Below are 23,696 nucleotides of genomic sequence, written 5' to 3' on the forward strand. Positions count from 1 at the left end.
GGTTTCTGCAAGCAGCAAGAGAAAACGACCATGAAGCTGATCTGCCCACGTCTCTCATCCATCAATGCCGGTCTGCTCGGTGCTGCGATTACCGTGTTGCTGGCTGCATGCGGTGGCAACACGGCAGACAACCCTGCAGTGCAGCCGGGCGCAGATAAGGCAGCAGCTGTATCTGCAGCGCCTGCGACGGCAACTGAGTTGCCGCGGATCATCAGCGAGAACGGTCGCCACGCGCTGCTGGTGGATGGCAAGCCGTTCCTGATCCTGGGCGCACAGGTCAACAACTCCAGCAACTACCCGCAGGCGCTGGAGGATGTGTGGCCGGCGATCGAACTGGTCAAGCCGAACACGGTGATGGTGCCGGTAGCCTGGGAGCAGGTGGAAGCCAAGGAGGGTGAGTTCGATTTCTCCTTCGTCGATACCTTGCTGCAGCAGGCGCGCGAGAAGAAGGTGCGGTTGATCCTGTTGTGGTTCGCCACCTGGAAGAACAACGGCCCGAACTACGCGCCGGAGTGGGTGAAGCTGGACAATAACCGCTTCCCGCGGGTGATCACGGCCGACGGACGCACGCTCAACTCGCTGTCGCCGCACGCAGCGGCCACGCTGGACGCGGACCGCAAGGCCTTCGTGCAGCTGATGCGTCACCTCAAGGCCAAGGACCCGCAGCACACCGTGATCATGGTGCAGCCGGAAAACGAGCCGGGCACCTACGGCAGCGTGCGTGATTTCTCGCCGTTGGCGCAGAAGGATTTTGAAAGCACGGTGCCCGAAGCCCTGCTGAGGAAGCTGGGCAAGCAGCCGGGTAACTGGCGCGAGGTATTTGGCGCCGATGCCGATGAGTTCTTCCATGCCTGGCATATCGCCCACTTCATCGACCAGGTGGCCGCAGCCGGCAAGGCCGAGTACCCGCTGCCGATGCTGGTCAATGCCGCGTTGCGCGGGCCGTTCAATCCGGGCCAGCCGGGCACCTATGCCAGCGGCGGCCCCACCGACAACGTGCTGGACGTGTACAAGGCGGCGGCGCCGAACATCGACCTGCTGGCGCCGGATATCTACATGCCGGACTACGCGCTGTATACAACGGTGCTGGATCGTTACTCACGCGCTGACAACCCGCTGTTTGTGGCTGAAACCGGCAACCGCGCCGAGTACGCGCGCTACATGTTCTCGACGTTGGGGCATCAGGGCATCGGCTGGTCGCCGTTCGGTATCGACTATTCCAGGTACACCAACTATCCATTGGGTGCCAAGGACATCAACCCGGCCGCATTCGAGCCGTTCGCACTGAATTACCGCCTGCTGACGCCAGCTGCCGAGGTGATCGCCAAGGCCAGCTTCGAAGGCAAGGTGCATGGCACTGCCGAGGAGCCGGGGCAGGGCACGCAGACGGTGAAAATCGACGACAAATGGAATGCGGTCATCAGCTATGGCGTGCCGCAGTTCTGGTTCCAGGGTGTGCCACCGGGCAACGCCGAGCCGATTGGCCGTGCGCTGGTGGTGCAGCTGGGGCCGGATGAGTTCCTGCTGACCGGCGCGCATGCCCGCATCAGCCTGGTGGCCGCCGATCCGGCCGTCGCTGCCCGGCAGATCTATCACTCGGTCGACGAAGGGACTTACGTCGATGGGCAATGGCAGTTCCGCCGTCGTTGGAACGGCGATCAAACCGATTACGGGCTCAACTTCTCCGATGCCACCCAGCTGTTGCGGGTGAAGTTGGCGACGTACTGAGCACTTGACCATAAGGCGCCGCCGCAAGGTGGCGCAGCGGAGGGGAATGATGATGTCGAAGAACAAACCCGCGCGTCTGCGCAGCAATGTATTGGCACTGGCCGTGGTGGTGGCGATGGCACCGCTGGCAGCGTCCGCGCAGACCGTGGACCGTCAAGCCGATGGCGTGGTGGTGGCGCCGGCCGATGCCAAGGCGGCCAAGGTCCGCCTGCAGTTGGTGGAGCAGAACATCATCCGCGTCAGCGCCGACGTGGACGGCGATTTCCAGCGCAGCCCCAGCCTGATGCGCGTCGCCAACGCAGCGCCAGTGCCCAGCTTCGATATCAGCCAGGATGCCAGCGCGGTAACGCTGAAGGCTGCCGGCATCTCCGCGCAGGTGGCCTTGGCCGATGGCCGCGTCAGCTTCTTCGACGCAGCAGGCAAGCCCTTGCTGGCAGAGTCGGCAGCGGCACGTGGCTTCACTGCCGAGCAGGTTGAAGGCAAGCCGATGTACAGCCTGCGCCAGCGCTTTGATTCGGTGGACGGCGAGGGCCTGTACGGCACCGGCCTGCACCAGCAGGGTTGGATGAACCTCAAGGGCCGTGACGTCGAGCTGCTGCAGCACAATATCGACAACGCCATCCCCTACCTTATCTCCAGCCGCAACTACGGCATCCTCTGGGACAACAACTCGATCACCCGCTACGGCGATCCCAAGGGCCTGCGTCCGCTGCAGGAAGACCTGGTGGTCTACGACGCTGCCGGCAAGCCGGGTGCGTTCACTGCCACCTATTCGTTCGACGGCAAGCAGCGCGTGGTGCGCCGCGAGAACGAGATCAACTATCAATACATCAAGGACCTGAAGGCCTTGCCGGCCGATGGCTGGAACACCGCGCAAGGCGGCCGCACCCAGGTGGTGTGGGAAGGTGCGATCGAAGCCAGGCAGGGCGGCCGCCATACGTTCTCGATGTACAACAGCGAGTACGCCAAGGTCTATGTCGACGGCAAGCTGGTGATCGATCGCTGGCGCCAGAACTGGAACCCGTGGCACCACGAATTCGCGCTCGACCTGCAGCCGGGCCAGAAGCACCAGGTGAAGGTGGAATGGGACGCGATCGATCCGTCCTACATCGCCCTGCTGCACCGCGATCCGCTGCCGGCAGCCGAGGCGCAGGATCTGTCGATCTGGTCCGAGGCCGGGCAGATGATCGACTACTACGTGGTCGCCGGCGCCAATGCCGACGAACTGATCGCAGGCTACCGCGAGTTGACTGGCAAGGCCGTGCTGCTGCCGAAGTGGTCGTACGGCTTCTGGCAGAGCCGTGAGCGTTACAAGACGCAGGACGAGCTGACCGGCGCGCTGGACGAGTACCGCCGCCGCAAGCTGCCGATCGATGCCATCGTGCTCGACTGGTCGTATTGGCCGGAAGACGCCTGGGGCTCGCACGATTTCGACAGCAAGAACTTCCCCGACCCGAGTGGCATGATCAAGCACGTGCACGACCAGCACGCGCAGATCATGATTTCGGTGTGGCCGAAGTTCTACCCGACCACCGCCAACTACAAGGAGCTCGATGCCGCCGACGCCATGTACCACCGCAATGTGGAAGTGGGCGAACTGGACTGGATCGGCAAGGGCTATCTGAACTCGTTCTACGACCCGTATTCCAAGCAGGGCCGCGATATCTTCTGGCGCCAGGTCAACGAGAAGCTCAACAGCCGTGGCATCGACGCCTGGTGGCTGGATGCTTCCGAGCCGGACCTGCACAGCAATATCGACATAGGCGAGCGCAAGGCACGCACCACCCCGACCGCGATCGGTTCCTCGGTGGAGTACTTCAACTCCTATCCGCTGGTGCATTCGGAAGGCGTGTACGAAGGTTCGCGCGAGGTCGACCCGGACAAGCGCGTGTTCATCCTGTCGCGTGCCTACTTCGCTGGCCAGCAGCGCGCCGGCGCGGCGTTTTGGAGTGGCGACATCGTGCCGCGTTGGGACGATATGCGCGAGCAGATCTCCGGCCTGGTCAATGCCTCGATGGCGGGCGCGCCGAATGTCAGCTTCGATATCGGCGGCTTTGCACCGGAGCAGCGCTTCATCGACAAGGATCCGGCGCACCTGCCGGAGTGGCGCGAAATGAGCCTGCGCTGGTTCCAGTACGGCGCCTTCGTGCCGGTGTTCCGCCTGCATGGCCAGTTCCCGTACCGCGAGATCTGGGAGATCGCGCCGGAAGGCACACCGCACTACAACAGCTTCGTGCACTACCTGAAGCTGCGTTACACCTTGCTGCCCTACATCTACACGCTGGCTGGCGACACCTGGCAGAAGGACGGCACCATCCTGCGCGCGATGGCGATGGACTTCCCGGCCGATCCCAAGGTCCGCGACATCGCCGACCAGTACCTGTTCGGCCCGGCCTTCCTGGTCGCGCCGGTGACCGCGTTCAAGGCCACCAGCCGCCAGGTCTACCTGCCGGCCGGCACCAGCTGGGTCGACTTCAACACCGGTGAGCGCCATGCCGGTGGCCAGACCATCACTGCCGCCGCGCCGCTGGAGCGCAGCCCGCTGTTCGTGCGTGCCGGTTCCATCGTGCCGCGCAGCGTGGTCCAGCAATACGTGGATGAGCAGCCCAACGCGCCGGTGACCATCGAGGTCTACACCGGTGCCGACGGCAGCTTCTCGCTGTACGAGGACAACGGCCGCAACTACGGCTATGAGCGTGGCCAATCCAGCCGTATCCCGCTGCAGTGGGATCAGGCCAAGGGCGTGCTGAGCATCGGCGCGCGCGAGGGCAGCTACCCGGGCATGCAGGACCGTCGCGAACTGCGCGTGCGTTGGGTCGATGGCCCGCGCGACGGCGTGGGCGAACTGGAGCCCAAGGCTGATGTCGTGATCCGCTACGACGGCAAGGCGCAGGCCATCACCCGTCCGGTTGCCCGCTGACAGCAGCACGTTGGTTCGGCATTATGGTAACCGGTGGACATTTGAGTCTGGGAGGGCCGCAATGAACGCTGCAAACGGCCCTGTCCCGGTCCTCGGGACGGCCACTGATACTGCCGAGCTGGCACAGCCCGGCCGCCGTGCGCTGTTCAAGGGCGCAGCGGCAGCGCTGGCCGTCGGCTCGCTGCCGATGGCCGGCATGCTGCATGCGGCGACGCCGGAAGCGCCGGCGTCCGCTGCCGATCTGCTGTGGTACCGGCAACCGGCACGCAGCTGGGTGGAGGCCCTGCCGCTGGGCAATGGCCGGCTCGGTGCGATGGTGTTCGGCGGCGTCGCCAACGAACGCCTGCAACTCAATGAAGACACGCTCTACGCCGGCGGGCCGTACAACGCCGTCAACCCGCGTGCGCGCGACAACGTCCAGCGCGTGCGCGAGCTTGTTTTTGCCGGCGACTACGTGGCTGCCGAAGCGCTGGCCAACGAGACGCTGATCTCGCGGCCGGTCAAACAGATGCCGTACCAGCCGCTGGGCAACCTGTGGCTGGAGTTCCACCGGCTCGAAGGCATCAGCGATTACCGCCGCGAACTGGATCTGGATGCAGCCATCGCCCGCACCGGCTTTCGCGCCGGTGCTGCCCAGCATCGCCGCGAGGTGTTCATCTCGCCGGTCGATCAATGCCTGGTGCTGCGCTACACGGTGGAAGCCGGTGAGCCGATGGGCGGCTTCATCCGTACCGCCAACGAACATGCCACCACGACAACCGCCAGCGAGGACGGTTGGCTGGTCAGCGGGCACAACGTGGCGCGCGATGGCGTGCCGGGCAAGCTGCGCTTTGCCTTCCGCGTCGCGGTGCGGCAGACCGGCGGCAAACTGCGCATCAGCCCTGATCACATCGCCTTTGATGGCGTGCGCGAGCTGGAGCTGCGCCTGGTCGCGGCTACCAGCTACCGCGACTTTGATGATGTCAGCGGCGATCCCGAGGCGATCACCGCTGCGCAGCTGGCCGCCGCATCCGCCAAGAGTGCAGCGCAGCTCAAGGACGATCACCTCGCCGAGCATCGGCGCCTGTACCGGCGCATGCAGCTGCAGCTCGGCCACACCGCCGCCGCCGAAAAACCCACCGACGAACGCATCGCCGCCTTTGCCAGCGGCGATGATCCGGCCCTGATCGCGCTGTATCACGCCTATGCGCGCTACCTGTTGATCTGCAGCTCGCGCCCCGGCACCCAGCCAGCCAACCTGCAGGGCATCTGGAACGATTTGATGGACCCGCCATGGGAGAGCAAGTACACGCTCAACATCAACACGCAGATGAACTACTGGCCGGCTGAAGCTGCCGCATTGCCCGAATGCGTGGAGCCGTTGCAAGACATGATCGAGGCGCTGGCGCGCACCGGTGCGGTCACTGCGCGGCAGATGTACGGCGTCGACGGCTGGGTGGTGCACAACAACACCGACCTGTGGCGGGTCAGCACGCCGCCCGATGGCGCGCAGTGGGCACTGTGGCCGACCGGCGGCGCCTGGCTGCTGCAGCAGTTGTGGGACCGTTGGGACTATGGCCGCGACCCCGACTACCTGCGCCGGATATGGCCATTGTTCAAGGGTGCGGCGCTGTTCTTCGTGCAGACCCTGCAACGCGATCCGAGTACCGGCCATCAAGTCACGGTGCCGTCGATCTCGCCGGAGAACCAGCACCCGTACGGCGCTGCGATCTGCGCCGGGCCAACCATGGATGCACAGCTGCTGCGCGACCTGTTTGGTCAGTGCATCGAAGCCGCGCGGCTGCTGGATACCGACCACGACTTTGCCGCGCAATTGGACACGCTGCGCGCGCAGCTGCCGCCCAACCAGATCGGCCGCGCCGGCCAGCTGATGGAATGGCAGCAGGACTGGGACATGCAGGCACCCGAGCTGCACCACCGGCATATCTCACACCTGTACGGCCTGCATCCGTCCAGCCAGATCAATCGCCGCGACACCCCGGAACTCAGCGCCGCCGCGCGCCGCTCGCTGGAACTGCGCGGCGACGAGGCGACCGGTTGGGGCATCGCCTGGCGCCTGAACGTATGGGCGCGGCTGGGCGAAGGCCAGCGTTGCCTGCAGATACTACGCCTGTTGCTGGCGCCGCAGCGCAGCTATCCGAACCTGTTTGATGCGCACCCGCCATTCCAGATCGACGGCAACTTCGGCGGTGCTGCCGGCATCGTCGAGATGCTGGTGCAGAGCTGGGGCGGGTCGGTATTCCTGCTGCCGGCACTGCCCGCTGAGCTTGCGCAGGGCAGCGTGCGCGGCCTGCGCGTGCGCAATGCGGCTGTGCTGGATATGCAGTGGAGCGCAGGCCAACTGCAGCAGGTAAGCCTGCTGGCCGAACGCGGCGGCGCTTTCAACCTGGTCTACCAGACCCGCGAACTGAAGCTGGACCTGCATGCAGGGCAGCGCATCAGCGCGCAGCTGCACGAAGGCCAATGGAGCATTGCATGAAGAATTTCCTGTCCGGCGAGTGCGCGGCATGAGCATTGTTGCCGGTATCGATGCAGGCACGCAGAGCCTGAAAGTCGTGATCTATGACGCCGCGCAGCGGCAGCTGCTGGCCAGCGTCAGCGCGCCACTGGAGCTGCACAGCGCCGATGACGGCAGCCGCGAGCAGGACCCGGCCGCGTGGGTGGCGGCGATGGGAGACTGCTTCGGGCGCATCGACCCGCAACTGCGGCTACAGGTACGGGCGTTGGCGGTATCGGGCCAGCAACATGGTTTTGTAGCACTGGATGCCGCTGGCCAGGTCCTGGCACCGGCCAAGCTCTGGTGCGATACCAGCAGCAGTGCCGAGTGCGGGCAGATCATGGACGCGGTCGGTGGCGCGCAGCGCTGCATCGAACTGGCGGGCAATCCCATCCTGGCCGGCTATACCGCCTCCAAGTTGCCGTGGACGGCCAAGCACCGGCCCGATGCCTACGCAAAGCTGGCGCATATCCTGCTGCCGCACGATTACCTCAACTTCGTGTTGACCGGCCAGTACTACTGCGAGCACGGCGACGCCTCGGGCACCGGCTGGCTGGACGTGCGTACGCGCCAATGGTCGCCGCAGCTGCTCAAGGCCACCGATCCGAACCGCGACCTGGGCCAGTGCCTGCCACCGTTGGTCGACGCCGACGCGTTGTTCGATATTGCACCGGCCATGGCCGCGCGGCTCGGCCTGGCAGGCACCGTAAAAGTAGGCGCGGGTGGCGGCGACAACATGATGGCGGCCATTGGCACCGGCTGCGTGGCGCCCGGCAAGCTGGCGATGAGCCTGGGCACCTCGGGCACGCTGTTTGCCAGCTCCGATGTGCCGGTGGTGGACCCGGCTGGCGCCTGGGCGGCGTTCTGTTCGTCCAGCGGTGGCTGGTTGCCGTTGATCTGCACGATGAACTGCACCGTGGCCACCGAGCAGGTGGCGCGCATGTTCGGTTTCAGCAGCCGCGAGGGTGATGCACATATCGCGGCCACGCCGCCGGGCGCCGATGGTCTGTTGATGCTGCCCTTCCTCAATGGCGAGCGCACCCCGGACCTGCCATTGGGCAAGGGCGTGCTGGCCGGCCTGGATGCGCACACCATGAATGCCTCGCACTTCTATCGCGCGGCGATGGAAGGCGCGACCTATGCGCTGAAGTACGGCTTTGATGCCTTCGTCCGCGCCGGCATGCAGTTCGATCGCATCGTGCTGACCGGCGGTGGCTGCAACAGCGCGGCATGGCGGCAGATGATCGCCGATGTATTTGAACTGCCGGTGGAAGTGCCGCAGCAGTCCGAAGGTGCCGCCTTTGGTGCTGCATTGCAGGCGCTGTGGGCGCTACAGCGCAGTACCGGTAGCGAAGTTTCCCTGGCCGCTGTGGCGGCCGCCCATGTAACACCTGCCGCTGCCGCCTCCGCCACGCCCGATCCGGCGCGTGCTGCGGCCTATGCAGCGGCCTATCAGCGTTACCTGCAGCACCTGCACGCCGTCATGCCGCTGTACCGCGGTTGATCTCTTTCGTAAGTCGACACAGGAATTCGCACCATGAGCAAGCAGCCTTTCATCGGCGCCACCGAGTATTTCCCCGGCATCGGCCAGATCCCGTTTGAGGGTCCTGGGTCGGACAACCCGTTGGCGTTCAAGGTCTATGACGCGGACAAGGTGATCGGTGGCAAGACCATGCGCGAGCACCTGCGCTTTGCTGCCTGCTACTGGCATACCTTCTGCAATGCCGGTGCCGATCCGTTCGGCCCGGGTACGCGCCGCTTCCCGTGGGAGAAGGGCGAGGCGATGGCCAGCGCCGAAGCCAAGGTTGATGCCGCGTTCGAATTTTTCAGCAAGCTCGGCGTGCCGTACTACTGCTTCCACGATGTGGACATGGCGCCGGATGCCGATGATATCGGTACCTACGAAAAGAACCTCAGGCACGTGGTCGCCCTGGCCAAGCAGCGCCAGCAGGCCACCGGCGTCAAGTTGCTGTGGGGCACGGCCAACCTGTTCTCGCACCCGCGTTACATGAACGGTGCTGCCACCAACCCGGACTTCAACGTGGTCAGCCGTGCCGCCGTGCAGGTCAAGGCCGCACTGGAAGCCACGGTTGAACTGGGCGGTGAGCACTACGTGTTCTGGGGCGGCCGCGAAGGTTATGCCTGCCTGCACAACACCAATATGAAGCGCGAGCTGGAGCACTTCGCCCGCTTCCTGAGCGCTGCACGTGACTACGGTCGCAGCATTGGTTTCAACGGCAAGTTCTTCATTGAACCCAAGCCGATGGAACCGATGAAGCACCAGTATGATTTCGACTCCGCCACGGTCTCCGGTTTCCTCCATGCGCATGGTCTGCAGAACGACTTCATGCTGAACATCGAAGCCAACCACGCCACGCTGTCTGGCCACACCTTCGAGCACGACCTGCAGGTCGCATCGGATCATGGCCTGCTCGGCAGCATCGATGCCAACCGCGGCAATGCACAGAATGGCTGGGATACCGATCAGTTCCCGACCGACCTGTACGACACCGTAGGCGCGATGCTGGTGGTGCTGCGCCAGGGCGGCCTGGTCGGCGGCTTGAATTTCGATGCCAAGCCGCGCCGCGAGTCCACCGATATGGAAGACCTGTTCATTGCCCACATCGGCGGCATGGATGCGTTTGCACGTGGCCTGGAAGTGGCCCATGGCCTGCTCAACGATTCGCCGTGGGAACAGTGGCGCACGCAGCGCTATGCCAGCTTCGATGCCGGCGCAGGCAAGGACTTCGCCAGCGGCAAGCTGGGCCTGGCCGATCTGGCCAGGCTGGCGGCCGCCAGCGGTGAGCCGGTACAGGCCAGCGGCAAACAGGAACGTTACGAGAATCTGCTCAACCAATATCTGCTGCGCTGAGCAGCAGGCCGAACGACATAACCAGACAGAGAGGGCGAGGGGATGGTGCAGTCAGCAGCAAACAAGGAAAACACCGCGCTGATCATCTTGATCAGCGTGGTGGCGACGATAGGCGGGTTCCTGTTCGGCTTCGACAGTGGCGTGATCAACGGTACGGTCGATGGCTTGAAACAGGCCTTTGGTTCCACCGAAGCGCAGCTTGGCTTCGAGGTGGCGTCGATGCTGCTGGGCTGTGCGATTGGTGCATTCTTCGCCGGCCGCCTGGCTGACCGTTGGGGGCGGCGCTCGGTGTTGATCATCTCGGCGGTATTGTTCCTGCTGTCGGCGCTGGGCGCCGGTGCAGCGACAAACTCGCTGCTGTTCATCGTCGCGCGCCTGGTGGGTGGCTTTGCGGTGGGTGCAGCCAGCGTGATGTCGCCGGCCTACATCGCCGAGGTCGCACCGGCACGCTACCGCGGCCGCCTGGCTACGGTGCAGCAGATCGCGATCATCTCCGGTCTGTTTGCTGCCTTCCTCAGCAATTACTTGTTGGCCAAGGCCGCGGGTACTTCGACCGAGCCGCTGTGGGCGGGGCAGGCGGCCTGGCGCTGGATGTTCTGGATGCAGGTAACTCCGTCGGCACTGTTCCTGGTGCTGTTGCTGGCCATCCCGGAGAGCCCGCGCTTCCTGGTGGTCAAGCGTCGCAAGGATGAAGCACTGGCGGTGCTGACCCGTCTGTTCGGTGCCGAGCAGGCAAGCGCCACGCTGGTTGAGATCGATGCCTCGCTGTCGCAGGATCATCACCGTCCGCAGCTGTCCGATCTGATCAACAAGACCACGCGCAAAATCCGTCCGGTCGTGTGGGTGGGCATTGGTCTTGCCGTGTTCCAGCAACTGGTCGGCATCAACGTGGTGTTCTATTACGGCGCGGTGTTGTGGCAGGCGGTGGGCTTCTCCGAAAGCGACGCGCTGCTGATCAATGTGCTGTCCGGTGCACTGAGCATCGGCGCCTGCATCGTCACTGTGCTGCTGGTCGACAGGATCGGCCGCAAGCCACTTTTGTGGGTGGGTTCGGTGGGCATGTCGGTAGCGCTGGCGCTGGTGGTGTATGCCTTCGCCAGCGGATCAATGGTGGAAGGCCACCTGCAGCTACCCGGCCACATGGGCACCCTGGCGCTGGTCGCGGCCAATGCCTACGTGGTGTTTTTCAATGTGTCCTGGGGCCCGGTGATGTGGGTGATGCTGGGTGAGATGTTCCCCAACCAGATCCGTGGCTCGGCGCTGGCCGTGGCCGGCGCCGCGCAGTGGACCGCCAACTTCATCGTCACCGTGACCTTCCCGATGCTGCTGGCCGGCATTGGCTTGGCGTCCACCTACAGCATCTACCTGGTGTCGGCGGTGATCTCGGTGTTCTTCGTGATCAAGTTCGTGCGCGAGACCAAGGGTCGTTCGCTCGAGCAGATGGAGGGTTGATGATGACAATGTTCTCGAACCGACGCGCCGCCCTGGTCGGCGCCCTGGCGCTGGCCCTGCTGGCTGGCTGCAATGGCAGCGACAAGGCCGCACCAGCAGCATCATCGGCACCGGCCAAGGCCGACGCCGCCTATGACGGCAGCATCCATCCCGAGCAGTGGCCCAGTGTGGCCTGGCCGCTGGCGGAGGATCCTGCGCTGGAAAAACGCGTCAACGATCTGCTGGCGACGATGACGCTGGAAGAAAAGGTAGGCCAGCTGGTGCAGGGCGACCTTGCCAGCATCACCCCGGAAGACGTACGCAAGTACCGGCTCGGCTCGATCCTGGCCGGCGGCAGCTCCGACCCGGGTGGCAAGTACAACGCGCCGGCCAAGGATTGGTTGAAGGTGGCCGATGACTTCTGGGCCGCATCGATGGATACCAGCGGCGGTGGCAAGGCCATTCCGCTGCTGTTCGGCATCGATGCCATGCATGGCCAGAGCAATGTGGTGGGCGCGACGTTGTTCCCGCACAACGTTGGTCTGGGTGCTACCCGCAATGCCGAGCTGCAGCGCCGCATCGGTGAGATCACCGCCGCGGAGACGCGTACCACCGGCATGGAGTGGGCGTTCGCGCCGACCGTGGCGGTGCCGCAGGACGTGCGTTGGGGCCGCGCCTACGAAGGCTATTCGGAGAACCCGCAACTGGTGGCCGAGTTCGCCTCGGCGATGGTCGAAGGCCTGCAGGGCAAGGTCGGCGCCGCCGACTTCCTCGACGACAAGCACGTGATGGTGTCGGTCAAGCATTTCGTCGGCGACGGTGGTACCACCGATGGCAAGGACCAGGGCGATACCCAGGTCAGCGAGGCCGAATTGCGTGACGTGCATGCAGCCGGTTATGTCACCGCGATCAAGGCCGGTGCGCAGTCGGTGATGGCCTCGTTCAACAGTTTCCACGGCACCAAGATGCACGGCCACAAGCCGCTGCTGACCGACGTGCTGAAGGGTCGCATGAACTACGGCGGCTTCGTGGTCGGTGACTGGAATGGCCACGGCCAGATCCCGGGCTGCAGCACCACCGATTGCCCCGCCACCTACGATGCCGGGCTGGACATGGCCATGGCGACCGACAGCTGGAAGGGCATGTACGAAACGACCATTGCCGCGGTGAAGGACGGCAAGCTGTCGATCGAGCGTGTGGATGATGCCGTGCGCCGCATCCTGCGGGTCAAGTTCCGCATGCACCTGTTCGATGCACCCAGGCCCTCGCAGCGTGCGCTGGGCGGCAAGTTCGAACTACTGGGTGCGCCGGAGCATCGTGCAGTCGCACGCCAGGCGGTGCAGGAGTCGCTGGTGTTGTTGAAGAACAACAACGGCATCCTGCCGCTGCGCACGCAGCAGCATGTACTGGTGGCCGGTGATGGTGCCGACAACATCGGCAAGCAGGCCGGTGGTTGGACCTTGAACTGGCAGGGCACCGGCACTCAACGTGCCGACTTCCCCAATGCCGACACGATCTGGCAAGGCCTGCAGCGTGGCATCAGTGCCGGCGGCGGCAGTGCCGAGCTGGCGGTTGATGGCAAGTACAAGACCAAGCCGGACGTGGCCATCGTGGTGTTTGGCGAAGAACCATATGCCGAGTTCCAGGGTGATATCCCCAACCTGCTGTACAAGCCGGGCAACGATGCCGACCTTGAACTGCTCAAGCGCCTGAAGGCAGACGGCATTGCGGTGGTGGCGGTGTTCATCAGCGGTCGCCCGTTGTGGATGAACCGCGAGATCAACGCAGCCGATGCCTTCGTCGCCGCCTGGTTGCCGGGTTCGGAGGGCGCGGGTGTGGCTGATGTATTGCTGCGCAAGCCCGATGGCAGCGTGGACCACGACTTCAAGGGCAAGCTCAGCTTCTCCTGGCCGCGCACCGCCCTGGATTCGGCGGTCAACCAGCCGGGTCACAACCCGCTGTACAAATTCGGCTACGGCCTGAGCTATGCCGACAAGGGCGATGTTGCAGCCTTGCCGGAAGTGTCCGGTGTAAGTGGTGAGCAGGCGGGCAGTGGCGTGTATTTCGCCAAGGGCCGCCCGTCGTTGGGGCTGGCCCTGCAGCTGTCCAGCGCATCGCAGCCGGATATGCCGGCCACCACCGTGCCCACTGTGTTGGCCGATGGCAGCCTGCGGATGACCGCGGTTGATCACAAGGCGCAGGAAGATGCGCGTCGCCTGCAGTGGTCGGGTACGGCGCCGGCAAAACTGGCCTTGATTGCAGCGACGCCGTTGGATGTCACCCGCCAGAGCAATGGCGATGTGCAGTTGCAGCTGACCCTGCGCCGTGACAGCGACCTCAAGGCGCCGCTGTGGGTGGGCGTTGGCTGCGGTGATGGCTGTGCGGCCAAGGTGGACCTGCAACCCACGCTGTCGGCTATTCCGGCTGGCAAGTGGGCGGTGGTCGGCGTGCCGCTCAAGTGTTTTGCCAAGGCAGGTGCTGACCTGTCCAAGCTGCAGCGTGCCACCGAGCTGGAGACTGCTGCCGTTCTGGATATGTCGGTATCGCGCATCGCCCTTGGCGCTGCCGGCGAGGCCGAGGTAAACGTGGACTGCGCAACGCGCTGAGTGGCGATGGCGTCGGCACGGAGGGTGCCGACGCCCGGATGGTTCATGGCCTTTGGGGGCCGGTAGCGAAAGGGCGCAGGACGGCGCTCTTTTCGATGCATTGCAGGGAATCAACTGATGGGACTGGGAACACTGGATATCACGATCGTGCTGGTCTACCTGGCCGGCATCTTCGTGCTGGCGCAATGGGTGTCGCGCGAGAAGGCCGGCCATAGCAAGGACGCCAAGGATTATTTCCTGGCCAGCAAATCGCTGCCGTGGTGGGCGATTGGCGCGTCCCTGATTGCGGCCAATATTTCTGCCGAGCAGATCATCGGCATGTCCGGTTCGGGCTATGCGATTGGTCTTGCGGTGGCTTCCTACGAATGGATGGCGGCGCTGACCTTGCTGATCGTCGGTAAATGGTTCCTGCCGGTATTCCTGCGCAATGGCATCTACACCATGCCGCAGTTTCTGGAGCAGCGTTACGGCAGCCGCATCCGCACGGTGATGGCGGTGTTCTGGTTGGGCCTGTACGTGTTCGTCAACGTCACCTCGATCCTGTGGCTGGGCGCGGTGGCGGTGAACCAGGTCACCGGCATGGAGCAGATGACCGCAGTGGTGCTGATCGGTGTGTTTGCGCTGCTCTACCAGTTGTACGGTGGGCTGAAGGCAGTGGCGCTGACCGATATCGTGCAGGTCACCTTGCTGGTGCTGGGCGGTCTGTTTGTCGCCGGCCTGACCTTGAATCAGTTGGGCGATGGCGCCGGCATCGTCGCCGGTTTCAACAAGCTGTGGCAGGCGCAGCCCGGTCATTTCGAAATGATCCTGAGCAGGGACAACCCGTTCTACAAGGATCTGCCGGGCCTGAGTGTGTTGCTGGGCGGGCTGTGGATCATGAACATCAGCTACTGGGGCTTCAACCAGTACATCATCCAGCGCGCACTGGCGGCGAAGGATATCGGTGAGGCGCAGAAGGGCGTGCTGTTTGCCGCGTTCCTGAAGTTGCTGATGCCGGTGATCGTGGTGTTGCCGGGTATTGCCGCGGTGATGCTGGCCCCCAACCTGGACAAGCCCGACCAGGCCTACCCGACGATGATGCGCATGTTGCCTAGCGGCGTATTGGGCCTGGTGTTTGCCGCACTGGTGGCGGCGATCGTGGCCTCGCTGGCATCGAAGATCAATTCGGTTGCCACTATTTTTACCTTGGACTTCTACGCCAAGCGCAAGCCCGATGCCGACCAGGCCACGCTGGTGCGGGTGGGGCGTATCGCAGCGGCGGTGGCGGCGGTGCTGGGCATTCTTGCGGCCAAGCCCTTGCTGGGCAGCTTTGACCAGGCCTTCCAGTACATCCAGGAATACACCGGCTTTTTCACCCCGGGCATCGTGGTGATCTTCATGCTGGGCCTGTTCTGGAAGCGTGCCAATGAGGCCGGTGCCTTGTCGGCGGCGATTGGTTCGTTCGTGCTGTCGATCATATTGAAGCTGGCCTGGCCGGCGCTGCCCTTCATTGACCGCGTCGGCCTGGTGTTCCTGTTGGCGCTGGCATTGGCGGTGGTGGTGTCGCTGCTAACCCCGGCGGCGCCGCAGAAAGACGTCATCACTACGAGTGATGTGGACTACAGCACGGGCACCGTATTCAACCTGGGCGCGGTAGCGGTCAGCGCAATCCTGATCGCCTTGTACGCAGTGTTCTGGTGAGTTGAGTGGTGCTAGCCCCTCTCCCGCCGGGAGAGGGGTTGGGGTGAGGGTGAGGCGCCCTAGCTTTGCGGTCCATCCACAATGCAGGGATTCACTCCCCCGCAGGTGAACCCACATCCGCCACCCAGGCATCAATCTCGCCTGCCTTGAACGGCCCCAGCTTCTGCTTGAGCACGCGACCCTGCGCATCAACCAACACGCTGTAAGGCAGCAGCCCCTGCGAATTGCCCAACTTGACGCTGGCGTCATTCGGCCCCGGTGTCTCGATCACGATCGGGTAATACACCGGCACATTGCCGAGAAAATCCAGCACCGCCTCGGGCGTATCCAAGGCCAGGCCAACCACCTGCGGGCCATCATCGGCATGACGCGCGGCAAAGCGCGCCAGCTCCGGCATTTCCTCGATGCAGGGCGCACACCAGCTGGCCCACACATTGATCAGCAGCGGCTTGCCCTTGAAGCGATCCGGAAACTGCACCGGCATCCCATCCAGATCTGGCAGGGTGAAGGCCGGCAACAGTTCACCGACCCTCACACCCTGCACCGGCGTCGCTGATTTCAGCGGCGCAGCAGGTCCACTCATCGATGGCAGTGGTGGCGAGGTTGGGCGGGTCAGCCATGCACCGGCCGACAGCCCGGCCGCTGCCGCAATGCCTGCCACCCACCACACGGCACGCCGCATCAGCGTGCCGCGCGCAGCAGCGCTTCTTCGGCGATGGACTGGGTCAGCACGGTGGGCAGCACGCGCGGCGGTGCACCCGGGCCGTAGACCACGTACAACGGCACGCCCACGGCTTTGTGTTGGTCCAGGAAAGCGCTGATCTGCGGATCGACATTGGTCCAGTCACCGCGCATGTACACCGCGTTGACCCGCTTGAGCGTGTCGCGGAACTTGTCACGGTCCAGCACATTGCGCTCGTTGGCCTTGCAGGTGACGCACCAGTCGGCGGTCATGTTGACGAATACCACGCGGTTGTCGGCACGCAGGCGGTCCAGCATCTGCGGCGAGTAGGCCACGGTGCCTTCGCTGGCGACAGCGGCAGCGGGCGGCGGCAGGCGGGTCACGCCCCACACCGGCACCAGCGCCAACAGGGCGATCACTGCGCCCAGCACCATGCCGAGCGTGCGGCTGTGCCAGCGGCTGCGCTCGAACCACCACAGGCCCAGTGCAAGCATTGCCATGCCGACCAGCATCAAGCCCATCGCATCGATGCCACGCTGCTTGCCCAGCACCCACAACAGCCAGATGGCGGTGAGGTACATCGGGAAGGCCATCACGTGCTTGAAGGTTTCCATCCATGCACCCGGCTTGGGCAGGCGCTTGGCCAGCGCTGGCACAAAGCCGATGAGCAGGAACGGCAGTGCCAGGCCCAGGCCCAGCGCCAGGAAGACCAGCATCGCCAGCGCCGGCGGCGCGGTGAAGGCATAGGCCAGGGCCGGGCCCATGAACGGTGCGATGCAGGGGCTGGCAACCACACAGGCCAGCACGCCGGTGAAGAAATCACCGCTGGGGCCACTGCGGCTAGCGAGTTTCTGGCCAAGCTGGCCGCCATTGGCACCCAGGGTGAACACCCCGGACAGGCTCAGGCCCACCACGAACATCAGGTACACCAGGGCGGCGATGAACCACGGGTGCTGCAGCTGGAAACCCCAGCCGGCTGCCTGGCCGGCGGCGCGCAGCGCCAGCACCAGGCCACCGATCACGGCGAACGCGACCAGCACGCCGGCCGTGTACCAGAGTGCGTGGTTGCGCGCGTGCTGGCGGCTTTCGCCGCTTTGCGCCACGCCCAGCACCTTCAGTGACAGCACCGGCAGGACGCAGGGCATCAGGTTCAGGATCAGGCCGCCGGCCAGCGCCAGCAGCAGGATCCACAGCAGCGAGCCATTGCCCGCAGTCTCTGCCGGCGGCTGGCTGCGGCGGGTATTGTCAGCCGAGGCATCCGGTGCGGCTTCAGCCAGGCTGGCGGCCTCGGCCGCAGGGCGCACCACCAACGGCTGCGGTGCCGGCGGGTTGGCCGGATCGATCAGCGGCATCGGCGTGACTTCGCCCTTCTTGCCTGCCGGCAGCGGCGGGATTACCAGCGGAGCGACCGCCAGTTCTTCCTTTTCCTTCTGCGAGATCTTGCCGACGGGCAGCGACAGGCGTACCCGGCGAGTCATTGGCGGATAGCAGATACCGTCGGTCTGGCAGCCCTGGAAGGTGACCACCAGGGTGGCCGGGGTGGCTTCGGGCTTGTCGCGGCGCAGCGGCAGCGGCACGTCGACCTGGTCGAAGTAGACCACCACGTTGCCGAAGTGTTCGTCGCGGTAGGGTTTGCCTGCCGGCCATTGCGGGCGGCCGGCGCGCACGCCGTCGGCGCCTTCCAGCGCCAGCGAGGTGCGGTCGCGGTACAGGTAATAGCCCGGTGCCGGCGAGAACCGCAGCAGCAGGCGGTTGCCGTTGTCGACTATGGCCTCGAAGCCGAATGCCTTTTCCGACGGCAGCGGCAGGCCCTGCACGGCGGCGGTACCGGGCAGGTTGAGGCCGCCACCGGCATTGCCGGCCAGCGGGTTGAACATCGGCGCGGCGGCAGGGGCGGCCGCTGCAGCCGGGGCCGCGTTGGCGCCGGCGGCCGGCAGTTTTACTTCAACGGTGCGTTTCTGCGGCGGATAGCACACGCCGGCATCGGCACAGCCCTGGTAGCGGACTTCGAGGGTGACGCTGGTGGCGCCGGCATCGGCGGTGCCCGGCAGCACCGAACGCAGCTGGCGGTGGTAAGTCTCCACATCGCCGAAGAATTCGTCGTGCTTTTTCTCGCCCTGTGGCATCTGCAGGGCGCCGGCGGTGAAGCCGGGGCCTGCCTTGACGCTGGTGCGGTGGTGGTAAAGGTAATAGCCCGGGGCGATGTCCCAACGCAGCTCGATGCGATCGCGGCTGGGGGCGTCGACCCGCAGGGCGAAGGCCTGGTCAACCGGAAGCAGGTCTTTTTCACTGATGGCCAGCGCCGGCAGGGCGCTGAGCGTAAGCAGGCAGAAGGCGGCAATTTGTCGCAACAGCATCATTAATTACGTTTCCTCCCGGGTCTGCGCCCGGATCCAGTCCAGATACGCCGGCAGGCCGGCGCTGGGGGAGATCGCCACGATCTCCGGCAATTCATAGGGGTGGTGCAGCCTGATCGCGGCGCTCAAGGCATCCAGTCGATCAACGCAGGTTTTGATAACCAGCTGAATCTCTTCAGCTTGTTCAATCTGCCCCTGCCAGCGGTACACAGACCGCATGGGGGGCAACAAGTTCACACAGGCAGCCAAACGCTGCTCCACCAGCTGATGAGCCAGCGCCTGCGCGGTTTGAGCGTCGGGGCAAGTGCAAAAGACCAGTCTTACGTCCATCCGGCCATTGTCGCAGAAGCGCTTGTAGCACTTTCAGTTGGAAGTATTGACATCGTTGTCATCGATTGTATATTGCGGCCGGTCACAGTTTCACCTGTTCGTCACCCGATCAACGGTGACGGCCAATTCTTACAAGGTGCCGTTCGACGACGTGTTCGCAAAGCTCAACAGGGGGGGCGCATGCCACAACGCAATAGTCAGGGTTTCACGCTGATCGAGCTGATGATCGTCGTGGTCATCATTGCCGTTTTGGCGGCCATCGCCATGCCGCTGTACTCGGACTACGTGCTGCGTAGCAAGATCCGCACGGCGCAAAGCGATTTGATGGCGCTGGCCAGCACGGTCGAGAACTTCCGCCAACGCACGCTGGGTTATCCGGGCAGCGATGCGGCGGCCAAGAAGGGTTGGAACGCGGCCACCAAGGCCGGCCAGTTCAGCTACACCTATACCGCCACCAGTGCCGGCTATGAGCTCAAGGCGGTTGCCGGCGATGCGCTGGGCAAGGCCAGCGGCTGCACGCTGAAGCTGGATCAGGGCAATGGCCGTACGGTCTCCGGCAACTGTGCTGGCGTGAGTGACTGGCCATGAGTCGCCGCGCCATGGGTTTTTCACTGATCGAATTGATGGTGACCCTGGCAGTGATGGCGGTATTGGCGCTGGCGAGCATGCCGTTCGCGCGGCAGTGGATCGACAGTAACCGCCAGATGCAGGCCCGCAACCTGCTGTGGGAAACGGTCTCGCAGACCCGCGCGCTCGCATTGCGCAACCCCGAGCATGTCACCGGCAGCGCCATCGCGGCCCGGCTGCAGCAACAGGGCCGCAGCCTGCAGGTATTGCGCGGCGCCGGTGAGGACGTGCTGTGGCAGGGCGAACTGCCACGCGGTGGCGACTACCGCCTGGCCGGCGCGGATGACTACGCCGATGCCGATGCGCTGCAAGCCTCGGCTGATCTGCTTGCCTGCGTGGCCTTCGACAACCGCGGCCAACGCCTGCCCGCCGCTGCCAGCTGCAGCAGTGGCGCCACCCATTCGCGTATTGCCATCGGCATGAACAGCCAGGATCCGCTCTATGTCGATCTGCTTTGATTCCCGCCGCCGGCAACGCGGCGACATGATGCTGGAGGCGCTGGTCGGGGTGCTGATCACCAGCATCATCGGCGCCGGTCTGGCCCACGTGATGGCCCAGGTGATGAACAGCCAGCGCGATGCCAAGGTGGAAAACCTGGTGGTCGAGCGCCTGCGTGACAGCCTGCACGGCCAGGGCGTAAGCCTGTGCGGCAGTGGCACGCTGGAAATCAGCCTGCCCAATGGCGAGGCCAAGAACGCGGTAGTCAGCTGCGAGCCGGCCACGGCAACGCTGGCCATGGCGGGTGTGGAGCGCACGGTGGAAGCCCCGCAGCGGGTGGATCTGAAAGTAGCGGCCACCGACCTGGGCAACAAGGGCGCTGGCGAAGACGATCCCGATCTGCTGCTGTCCACAAGGCAATGAGCATGCACCTGCATTCCGCATCCGGGATTGGCCGCGCGCGGCAGCGTGGGCAGAGCCTGATCAGCATGATGGTGGGGCTGGTGATTTCCATGATCACCATCGCCGCGATGATGACGCTGTACAAAACCATGGTGGAGGTTTCCAGCAACGCCTCGCGTTCGGCATTGCGCGATGGCCAGGTATCGGCGGCGTTGCTGTCGGCACAGATGGAACTGCAGAGCGCGGGATTCGGCGTGCCTGCGGCCGACAGCTTGAACAGCAAGTTGTTCGTACGCGCAGCAGGCAAGGAGCTGGTCTGGCGCTACAAGACCTCGCTTGCTGCCAGCGACTATGTCTGCTCGGGATTGCGCCTGGTCGATGGCGAAGGCCTGTACCGCTTCACGCCCAAGGTCTGCAGCGATGCCGCAGCGGCAACCTGGAGCAGCAGCGAGCAGCAACTGCTGGCCGGCAGTGCCGCGTTCTTCACCCCGCTGCAGAAGGACGGCAGCGCGTTTGCAGCGGACGAGCAGGAACTGGCCGCGATGACGCTTGCGCCCGGCTATGTGTTCTCGCTCAAAGGCCAAAGCCAATGCCTGCCTTACATGCAGCAGGACTTCAGTGCCACGCCCACCGCTGCCGTGGGCCAGCAGCTGGCATTGGAACGCGATGACGCCAGCAGCCACCTGTTCATGGCCTGCCTGCCCAACCTGGCCGTAACCACCAGCTGATGACCAAGGAGCACGCGCGCATGGACAGGAATCGTTATTCCGCTTGGAAGCGACAACGCGGTGTTGCCACGTTGCTGATCGTGTTGATGGTGGGCCTGGCGGTGTCGGTCACCGTCGCTGCAACAATCTATTCACTGCGCGGCGCCCAGTCGCAGCAACTCACCACGCACTCGGCAACGGCTGCGCAGGCGGCGGCATGGCGCGGCGTGGAAGCCCTGCGCCTGTACCTGCTGCAGGTGGAAACAAGCGTCTGGCCGGGCTGGGTGGGCAACGACGCCAAGCCGGTCACTGGTCTGGAGGCGCTGGGAATACGCGCCGCTACGGTGACCTCGGTGGAGGCAACTGGCAGCGATCACTACCGGGTAAGTGCACAGGTCACCGGCACCGCCGGCGTTGGCAATGCCTTGACCACGGCAACGGTGGAAGTGGTCTATGACGTGGTGCCGGGCAGCGGCACGCCGGGTCTGCCGCCGGTATGCGCATCCATGCCCAAGGCGCCGATGGTCTTCAATGGCAACCTGGATTACAGCGGCGGCAAGCTCGATGTCACCAATGCGGTCAACTACGAGAACATCGTGGTAGCCGGCAACCTGACCATCGGCGGCGGCTCCACCGCGCGCATCTCCGGCTGCGTAAAGGGCGATGTTTCCTTGACCGGTGGTGGCATCACCGACAACGGTCATCTGTATTCGGAAGGTAATATCCGCATCAACGGCATGGGCAACCCCAGCGGCACCACGCTGTGGGCGCGCAATGTCGAGATTGGCAATGGCGTCAGCGGCGGCAACTACAACGCGATCAAGGCCGGCGCCTATGCGGTTGCCGTTTACGCCGGCACCCAGATGATCGGCACGGCCGAGGTTGGTGGCCGCTTGATTCCTTCCACCGTGACCGGCGGCACGCCGTGGGTGACCGGTACCGTTGCGCCGTTGGCCACCGGCCACGTACTGATCACGCTGACCGACCAGAGCCAGTTCCTGCTGGACTTCAGCAAGCAGGACAGTGCTGGCGCGGCGATATTCCAGGTTGATCCGGCCACCGGCCTGGTAACCGGCACGGCAAGCGCCGAGCGGCTCAAAGGCGCGGACGATGCGGCCTTGCCGGATGGATTGAGCTTCCGTTCCACCCGTATCGCCGGCGGAACGGTAGGGCTGGCAACGCTCACCGTCGGCCAGCTGTGGGGCTACAACGTCAACGTCACCGGTTGGAACGGCAAGTACGACACGCTATGGGCCAGCGGCGCCATCGCAATGACCTCGGGTACGGTCAAGAATCTGCTGGGCGGCGGCAACATGACCGTCAACGATGTTGCGGTCAGTGGTTCGGGCCGTATTGCCGGCAACCTCAACAAGATCTTGAACAACGTGCAGGCCAACCAGATGGGCACCAGCCCGGGCCTGCCGGGCATCCCGTACTGCGAAGCACGGGTCAAGCCGGTGGATGCCGATAATTTCCTGGGCATGGCCAACTACGCCTACAGCAGCGCCGGCGGCGTAGCGCAGCTGACCATCCGCAACGTCAAACGCGCCAACGGTGAGTCCATCGACGGTGTCTATCCGTTGAAGAATCCCAGTGCCGCGCAGCTGGCGATCCTGCAGGAGCTGATGACCTGCAACAACAGCAATGACAAGGGTTGTCTGAACGTGCTGCAGCGTGACGGCAGCTGGCTGCTGCACGGCGTCGGCAAGATGCCGGCCGGTGTGCTGTGGTTCGATCAGTCGGTGAAGATCGACGGTGCCAGCACCGACATGCTCAACAGCGTGGTGGTGCGCGGCTGTGATGACCCCAGCCAGGCAAGCTGCGGTGGCAATGTCACCTTCACCTCGTCCGGTCACCGCGATTTCATTGCGCCGAACTTTGCCGGTGCTGCCCGGGTCTGCGGTGCAGCCTTCTACCCGAGCAACCTGTGCGCCAGCCCGTCGAAATTTGTCGAGTGGGAAGGGCCGGGCGCCGATGGCAAGCCGCAGACCTACCAGGGCCTGCCGATTGCCAACACCGCCGTCATCGCCGAAGGCGGCGCCGACATTGCGGGCTGGGAACTGCGTGGCAGCGTGATGCTGGGCAAGCAGCTGGCCACCAGCGGCGCTACCGTCACCATCCACGGCAGCCTGACCGTAGGCAGCAACCAAACCGCCGATACCACCATTTCCGCCGGCGGCATCTCGGTCGATTTTCCCAGTGGTGGTGGTTTGAATCTGATCCCGGTGTGCAGTGGTGGCAGCGGCGGCTTGCCTGCCAGTCCTGCCAGTGCCTCGGTGCAGTGGTCGCGGTACCTGTGATATTCCAAAAAAAGTAGTTCAGCCCGCAGTCTGGGCGGCTCTCTCTTGGCATGGCGTGTCCCGTAATCCCCCGGGGCACGCCATCTTTTTTGGGGCGTTGACTTCGCTGGTTTGATTGG

16 protein-coding genes are annotated in these 23,696 nt (G+C 64.5%); 13 read left to right on the forward strand and 3 right to left on the reverse strand.

All coding sequences use genetic code 11. From position 1 onward, the window contains the following. Nucleotides 1–30: 30 nt before the first annotated feature. The 8 genes from ABB27_RS03330 to ABB27_RS03365 all read left to right on the forward strand — a co-directional run bounded on the left by ABB27_RS03330 (nucleotide 31) and on the right by ABB27_RS03365 (nucleotide 15,734). Nucleotides 31–1,728, forward strand: a complete 1,698-nt coding sequence (locus ABB27_RS03330; RefSeq protein ID WP_057626807.1) for a GH35 family beta-galactosidase — start codon at nucleotides 31–33, stop codon at nucleotides 1,726–1,728. Nucleotides 1,729–1,777: 49 nt separating this feature from the next. Then, complete coding sequence (locus ABB27_RS03335; RefSeq protein ID WP_057626918.1) at nucleotides 1,778–4,648, forward strand: TIM-barrel domain-containing protein; 2,871 nt, start codon at nucleotides 1,778–1,780, stop codon at nucleotides 4,646–4,648. A 61-nt stretch (nucleotides 4,649–4,709) separates the two neighbouring features. After that, complete coding sequence (locus ABB27_RS03340; protein WP_057626808.1) at nucleotides 4,710–7,127, forward strand: glycosyl hydrolase family 95 catalytic domain-containing protein; 2,418 nt, start codon at nucleotides 4,710–4,712, stop codon at nucleotides 7,125–7,127. Between the two features lie 28 nt (nucleotides 7,128–7,155). After that, entirely contained in the window at nucleotides 7,156–8,649 is a 1,494-nt protein-coding gene (gene xylB / locus ABB27_RS03345) for a xylulokinase (RefSeq protein ID WP_057626809.1), read from the forward strand. Nucleotides 8,650–8,682: 33 nt separating this feature from the next. Next, nucleotides 8,683–10,017, forward strand: coding sequence for a xylose isomerase (gene xylA, locus ABB27_RS03350; RefSeq protein ID WP_057626810.1), 1,335 nt, complete (start codon nucleotides 8,683–8,685; stop codon nucleotides 10,015–10,017). A gap of 45 nt (nucleotides 10,018–10,062) precedes the next feature. Continuing rightward, entirely contained in the window at nucleotides 10,063–11,469 is a 1,407-nt protein-coding gene (locus tag ABB27_RS03355; RefSeq protein WP_425477478.1) for a sugar porter family MFS transporter, read from the forward strand. Then, entirely contained in the window at nucleotides 11,469–14,054 is a 2,586-nt protein-coding gene (locus ABB27_RS03360) for a glycoside hydrolase family 3 protein (RefSeq protein WP_057626812.1), read from the forward strand. The genes ABB27_RS03355 and ABB27_RS03360 overlap by 1 nt, the downstream gene beginning before the upstream one ends. Nucleotides 14,055–14,171: 117 nt before the next feature. Beyond that, nucleotides 14,172–15,734 carry a sodium/sugar symporter gene (locus ABB27_RS03365; RefSeq protein WP_057626813.1) on the forward strand — a complete coding sequence of 521 codons (1,563 nt, stop codon included), beginning with the start codon at nucleotides 14,172–14,174 and terminating at the stop codon, nucleotides 15,732–15,734. Between the two features lie 91 nt (nucleotides 15,735–15,825). Here the strand turns inward: ABB27_RS03365 and ABB27_RS03370 are convergent, their stop codons facing one another. Genes ABB27_RS03370 through cutA form a run of 3 tightly spaced genes read right to left on the reverse strand, consistent with a single transcriptional unit; the run spans nucleotide 15,826 to nucleotide 19,103 of the window. Further along, nucleotides 15,826–16,416: a TlpA disulfide reductase family protein gene (locus ABB27_RS03370; protein WP_057626814.1), complete on the reverse strand. Its 591-nt coding sequence runs from the start codon at nucleotides 16,414–16,416 to the stop codon at nucleotides 15,826–15,828. Then, the gene (locus tag ABB27_RS03375; protein ID WP_057626815.1) at nucleotides 16,416–18,776 is read right to left on the reverse strand and encodes a protein-disulfide reductase DsbD family protein; all 2,361 of its coding nucleotides are present in this window, start codon (nucleotides 18,774–18,776) and stop codon (nucleotides 16,416–16,418) included. Before ABB27_RS03375 ends, ABB27_RS03370 begins: the two co-directional genes overlap by 1 nt. A gap of 3 nt (nucleotides 18,777–18,779) precedes the next feature. Beyond that, nucleotides 18,780–19,103 carry a divalent-cation tolerance protein CutA gene (gene cutA / locus ABB27_RS03380; RefSeq protein WP_057626816.1) on the reverse strand — a complete coding sequence of 108 codons (324 nt, stop codon included), beginning with the start codon at nucleotides 19,101–19,103 and terminating at the stop codon, nucleotides 18,780–18,782. Nucleotides 19,104–19,283: 180 nt separating this feature from the next. On the opposite strand from cutA, the gene ABB27_RS20415 reads away from it, so the two are divergent. From ABB27_RS20415 to ABB27_RS03405, 5 genes are read left to right on the forward strand one after another with little or no spacing between them, the layout of a single operon-like run. Beyond that, a complete protein-coding gene (locus tag ABB27_RS20415; RefSeq protein WP_057626817.1) occupies nucleotides 19,284–19,691 on the forward strand; it encodes a type IV pilin protein in 408 nt (135 codons plus the stop codon). Then, entirely contained in the window at nucleotides 19,688–20,188 is a 501-nt protein-coding gene (locus tag ABB27_RS03390) for a pilus assembly FimT family protein (protein WP_083491116.1), read from the forward strand. Before ABB27_RS20415 ends, ABB27_RS03390 begins: the two co-directional genes overlap by 4 nt. Continuing rightward, nucleotides 20,172–20,591 carry a type IV pilus modification PilV family protein gene (locus ABB27_RS03395; RefSeq protein ID WP_057626819.1) on the forward strand — a complete coding sequence of 140 codons (420 nt, stop codon included), beginning with the start codon at nucleotides 20,172–20,174 and terminating at the stop codon, nucleotides 20,589–20,591. The genes ABB27_RS03390 and ABB27_RS03395 overlap by 17 nt, the downstream gene beginning before the upstream one ends. Nucleotides 20,592–20,593: 2 nt before the next feature. Continuing rightward, complete coding sequence (locus ABB27_RS03400; RefSeq protein WP_057626820.1) at nucleotides 20,594–21,298, forward strand: PilW family protein; 705 nt, start codon at nucleotides 20,594–20,596, stop codon at nucleotides 21,296–21,298. A gap of 20 nt (nucleotides 21,299–21,318) precedes the next feature. Further along, the gene (locus ABB27_RS03405) at nucleotides 21,319–23,577 is read left to right on the forward strand and encodes an autotransporter outer membrane beta-barrel domain-containing protein (RefSeq protein WP_152984416.1); all 2,259 of its coding nucleotides are present in this window, start codon (nucleotides 21,319–21,321) and stop codon (nucleotides 23,575–23,577) included. Nucleotides 23,578–23,696: the final 119 nt, after the last annotated feature.

The sequence above is a fragment of the Stenotrophomonas terrae genome, from assembly GCF_001431465.1.
GTDB lineage: Bacteria > Pseudomonadota > Gammaproteobacteria > Xanthomonadales > Xanthomonadaceae > Stenotrophomonas > Stenotrophomonas terrae.

Excerpts from the sequence above, each read along its gene's own strand:
- ABB27_RS03330 (WP_057626807.1), top strand. The coding sequence starts at position 31 with ATGAAGCTGATCTGCCCACGTCTCTCATCCATCAATGCCGGTCTGCTC.
- ABB27_RS03335 (WP_057626918.1), top strand. The coding sequence starts at position 1,778 with ATGATGTCGAAGAACAAACCCGCGCGTCTGCGCAGCAATGTATTGGCA.
- ABB27_RS03340 (WP_057626808.1), top strand. The coding sequence starts at position 4,710 with ATGAACGCTGCAAACGGCCCTGTCCCGGTCCTCGGGACGGCCACTGAT.
- xylB (WP_057626809.1), top strand. The coding sequence starts at position 7,156 with ATGAGCATTGTTGCCGGTATCGATGCAGGCACGCAGAGCCTGAAAGTC.
- xylA (WP_057626810.1), top strand. The coding sequence starts at position 8,683 with ATGAGCAAGCAGCCTTTCATCGGCGCCACCGAGTATTTCCCCGGCATC.
- ABB27_RS03360 (WP_057626812.1), top strand. The coding sequence starts at position 11,469 with ATGATGACAATGTTCTCGAACCGACGCGCCGCCCTGGTCGGCGCCCTG.
- ABB27_RS03365 (WP_057626813.1), top strand. The coding sequence starts at position 14,172 with ATGGGACTGGGAACACTGGATATCACGATCGTGCTGGTCTACCTGGCC.
- ABB27_RS03370 (WP_057626814.1), bottom strand. The coding sequence starts at position 16,416 with ATGCGGCGTGCCGTGTGGTGGGTGGCAGGCATTGCGGCAGCGGCCGGG.
- ABB27_RS03375 (WP_057626815.1), bottom strand. The coding sequence starts at position 18,776 with ATGATGCTGTTGCGACAAATTGCCGCCTTCTGCCTGCTTACGCTCAGC.
- cutA (WP_057626816.1), bottom strand. The coding sequence starts at position 19,103 with ATGGACGTAAGACTGGTCTTTTGCACTTGCCCCGACGCTCAAACCGCG.
- ABB27_RS20415 (WP_057626817.1), top strand. The coding sequence starts at position 19,284 with ATGCCACAACGCAATAGTCAGGGTTTCACGCTGATCGAGCTGATGATC.
- ABB27_RS03390 (WP_083491116.1), top strand. The coding sequence starts at position 19,688 with ATGAGTCGCCGCGCCATGGGTTTTTCACTGATCGAATTGATGGTGACC.
- ABB27_RS03395 (WP_057626819.1), top strand. The coding sequence starts at position 20,172 with ATGTCGATCTGCTTTGATTCCCGCCGCCGGCAACGCGGCGACATGATG.
- ABB27_RS03400 (WP_057626820.1), top strand. The coding sequence starts at position 20,594 with ATGCACCTGCATTCCGCATCCGGGATTGGCCGCGCGCGGCAGCGTGGG.
- ABB27_RS03405 (WP_152984416.1), top strand. The coding sequence starts at position 21,319 with ATGGACAGGAATCGTTATTCCGCTTGGAAGCGACAACGCGGTGTTGCC.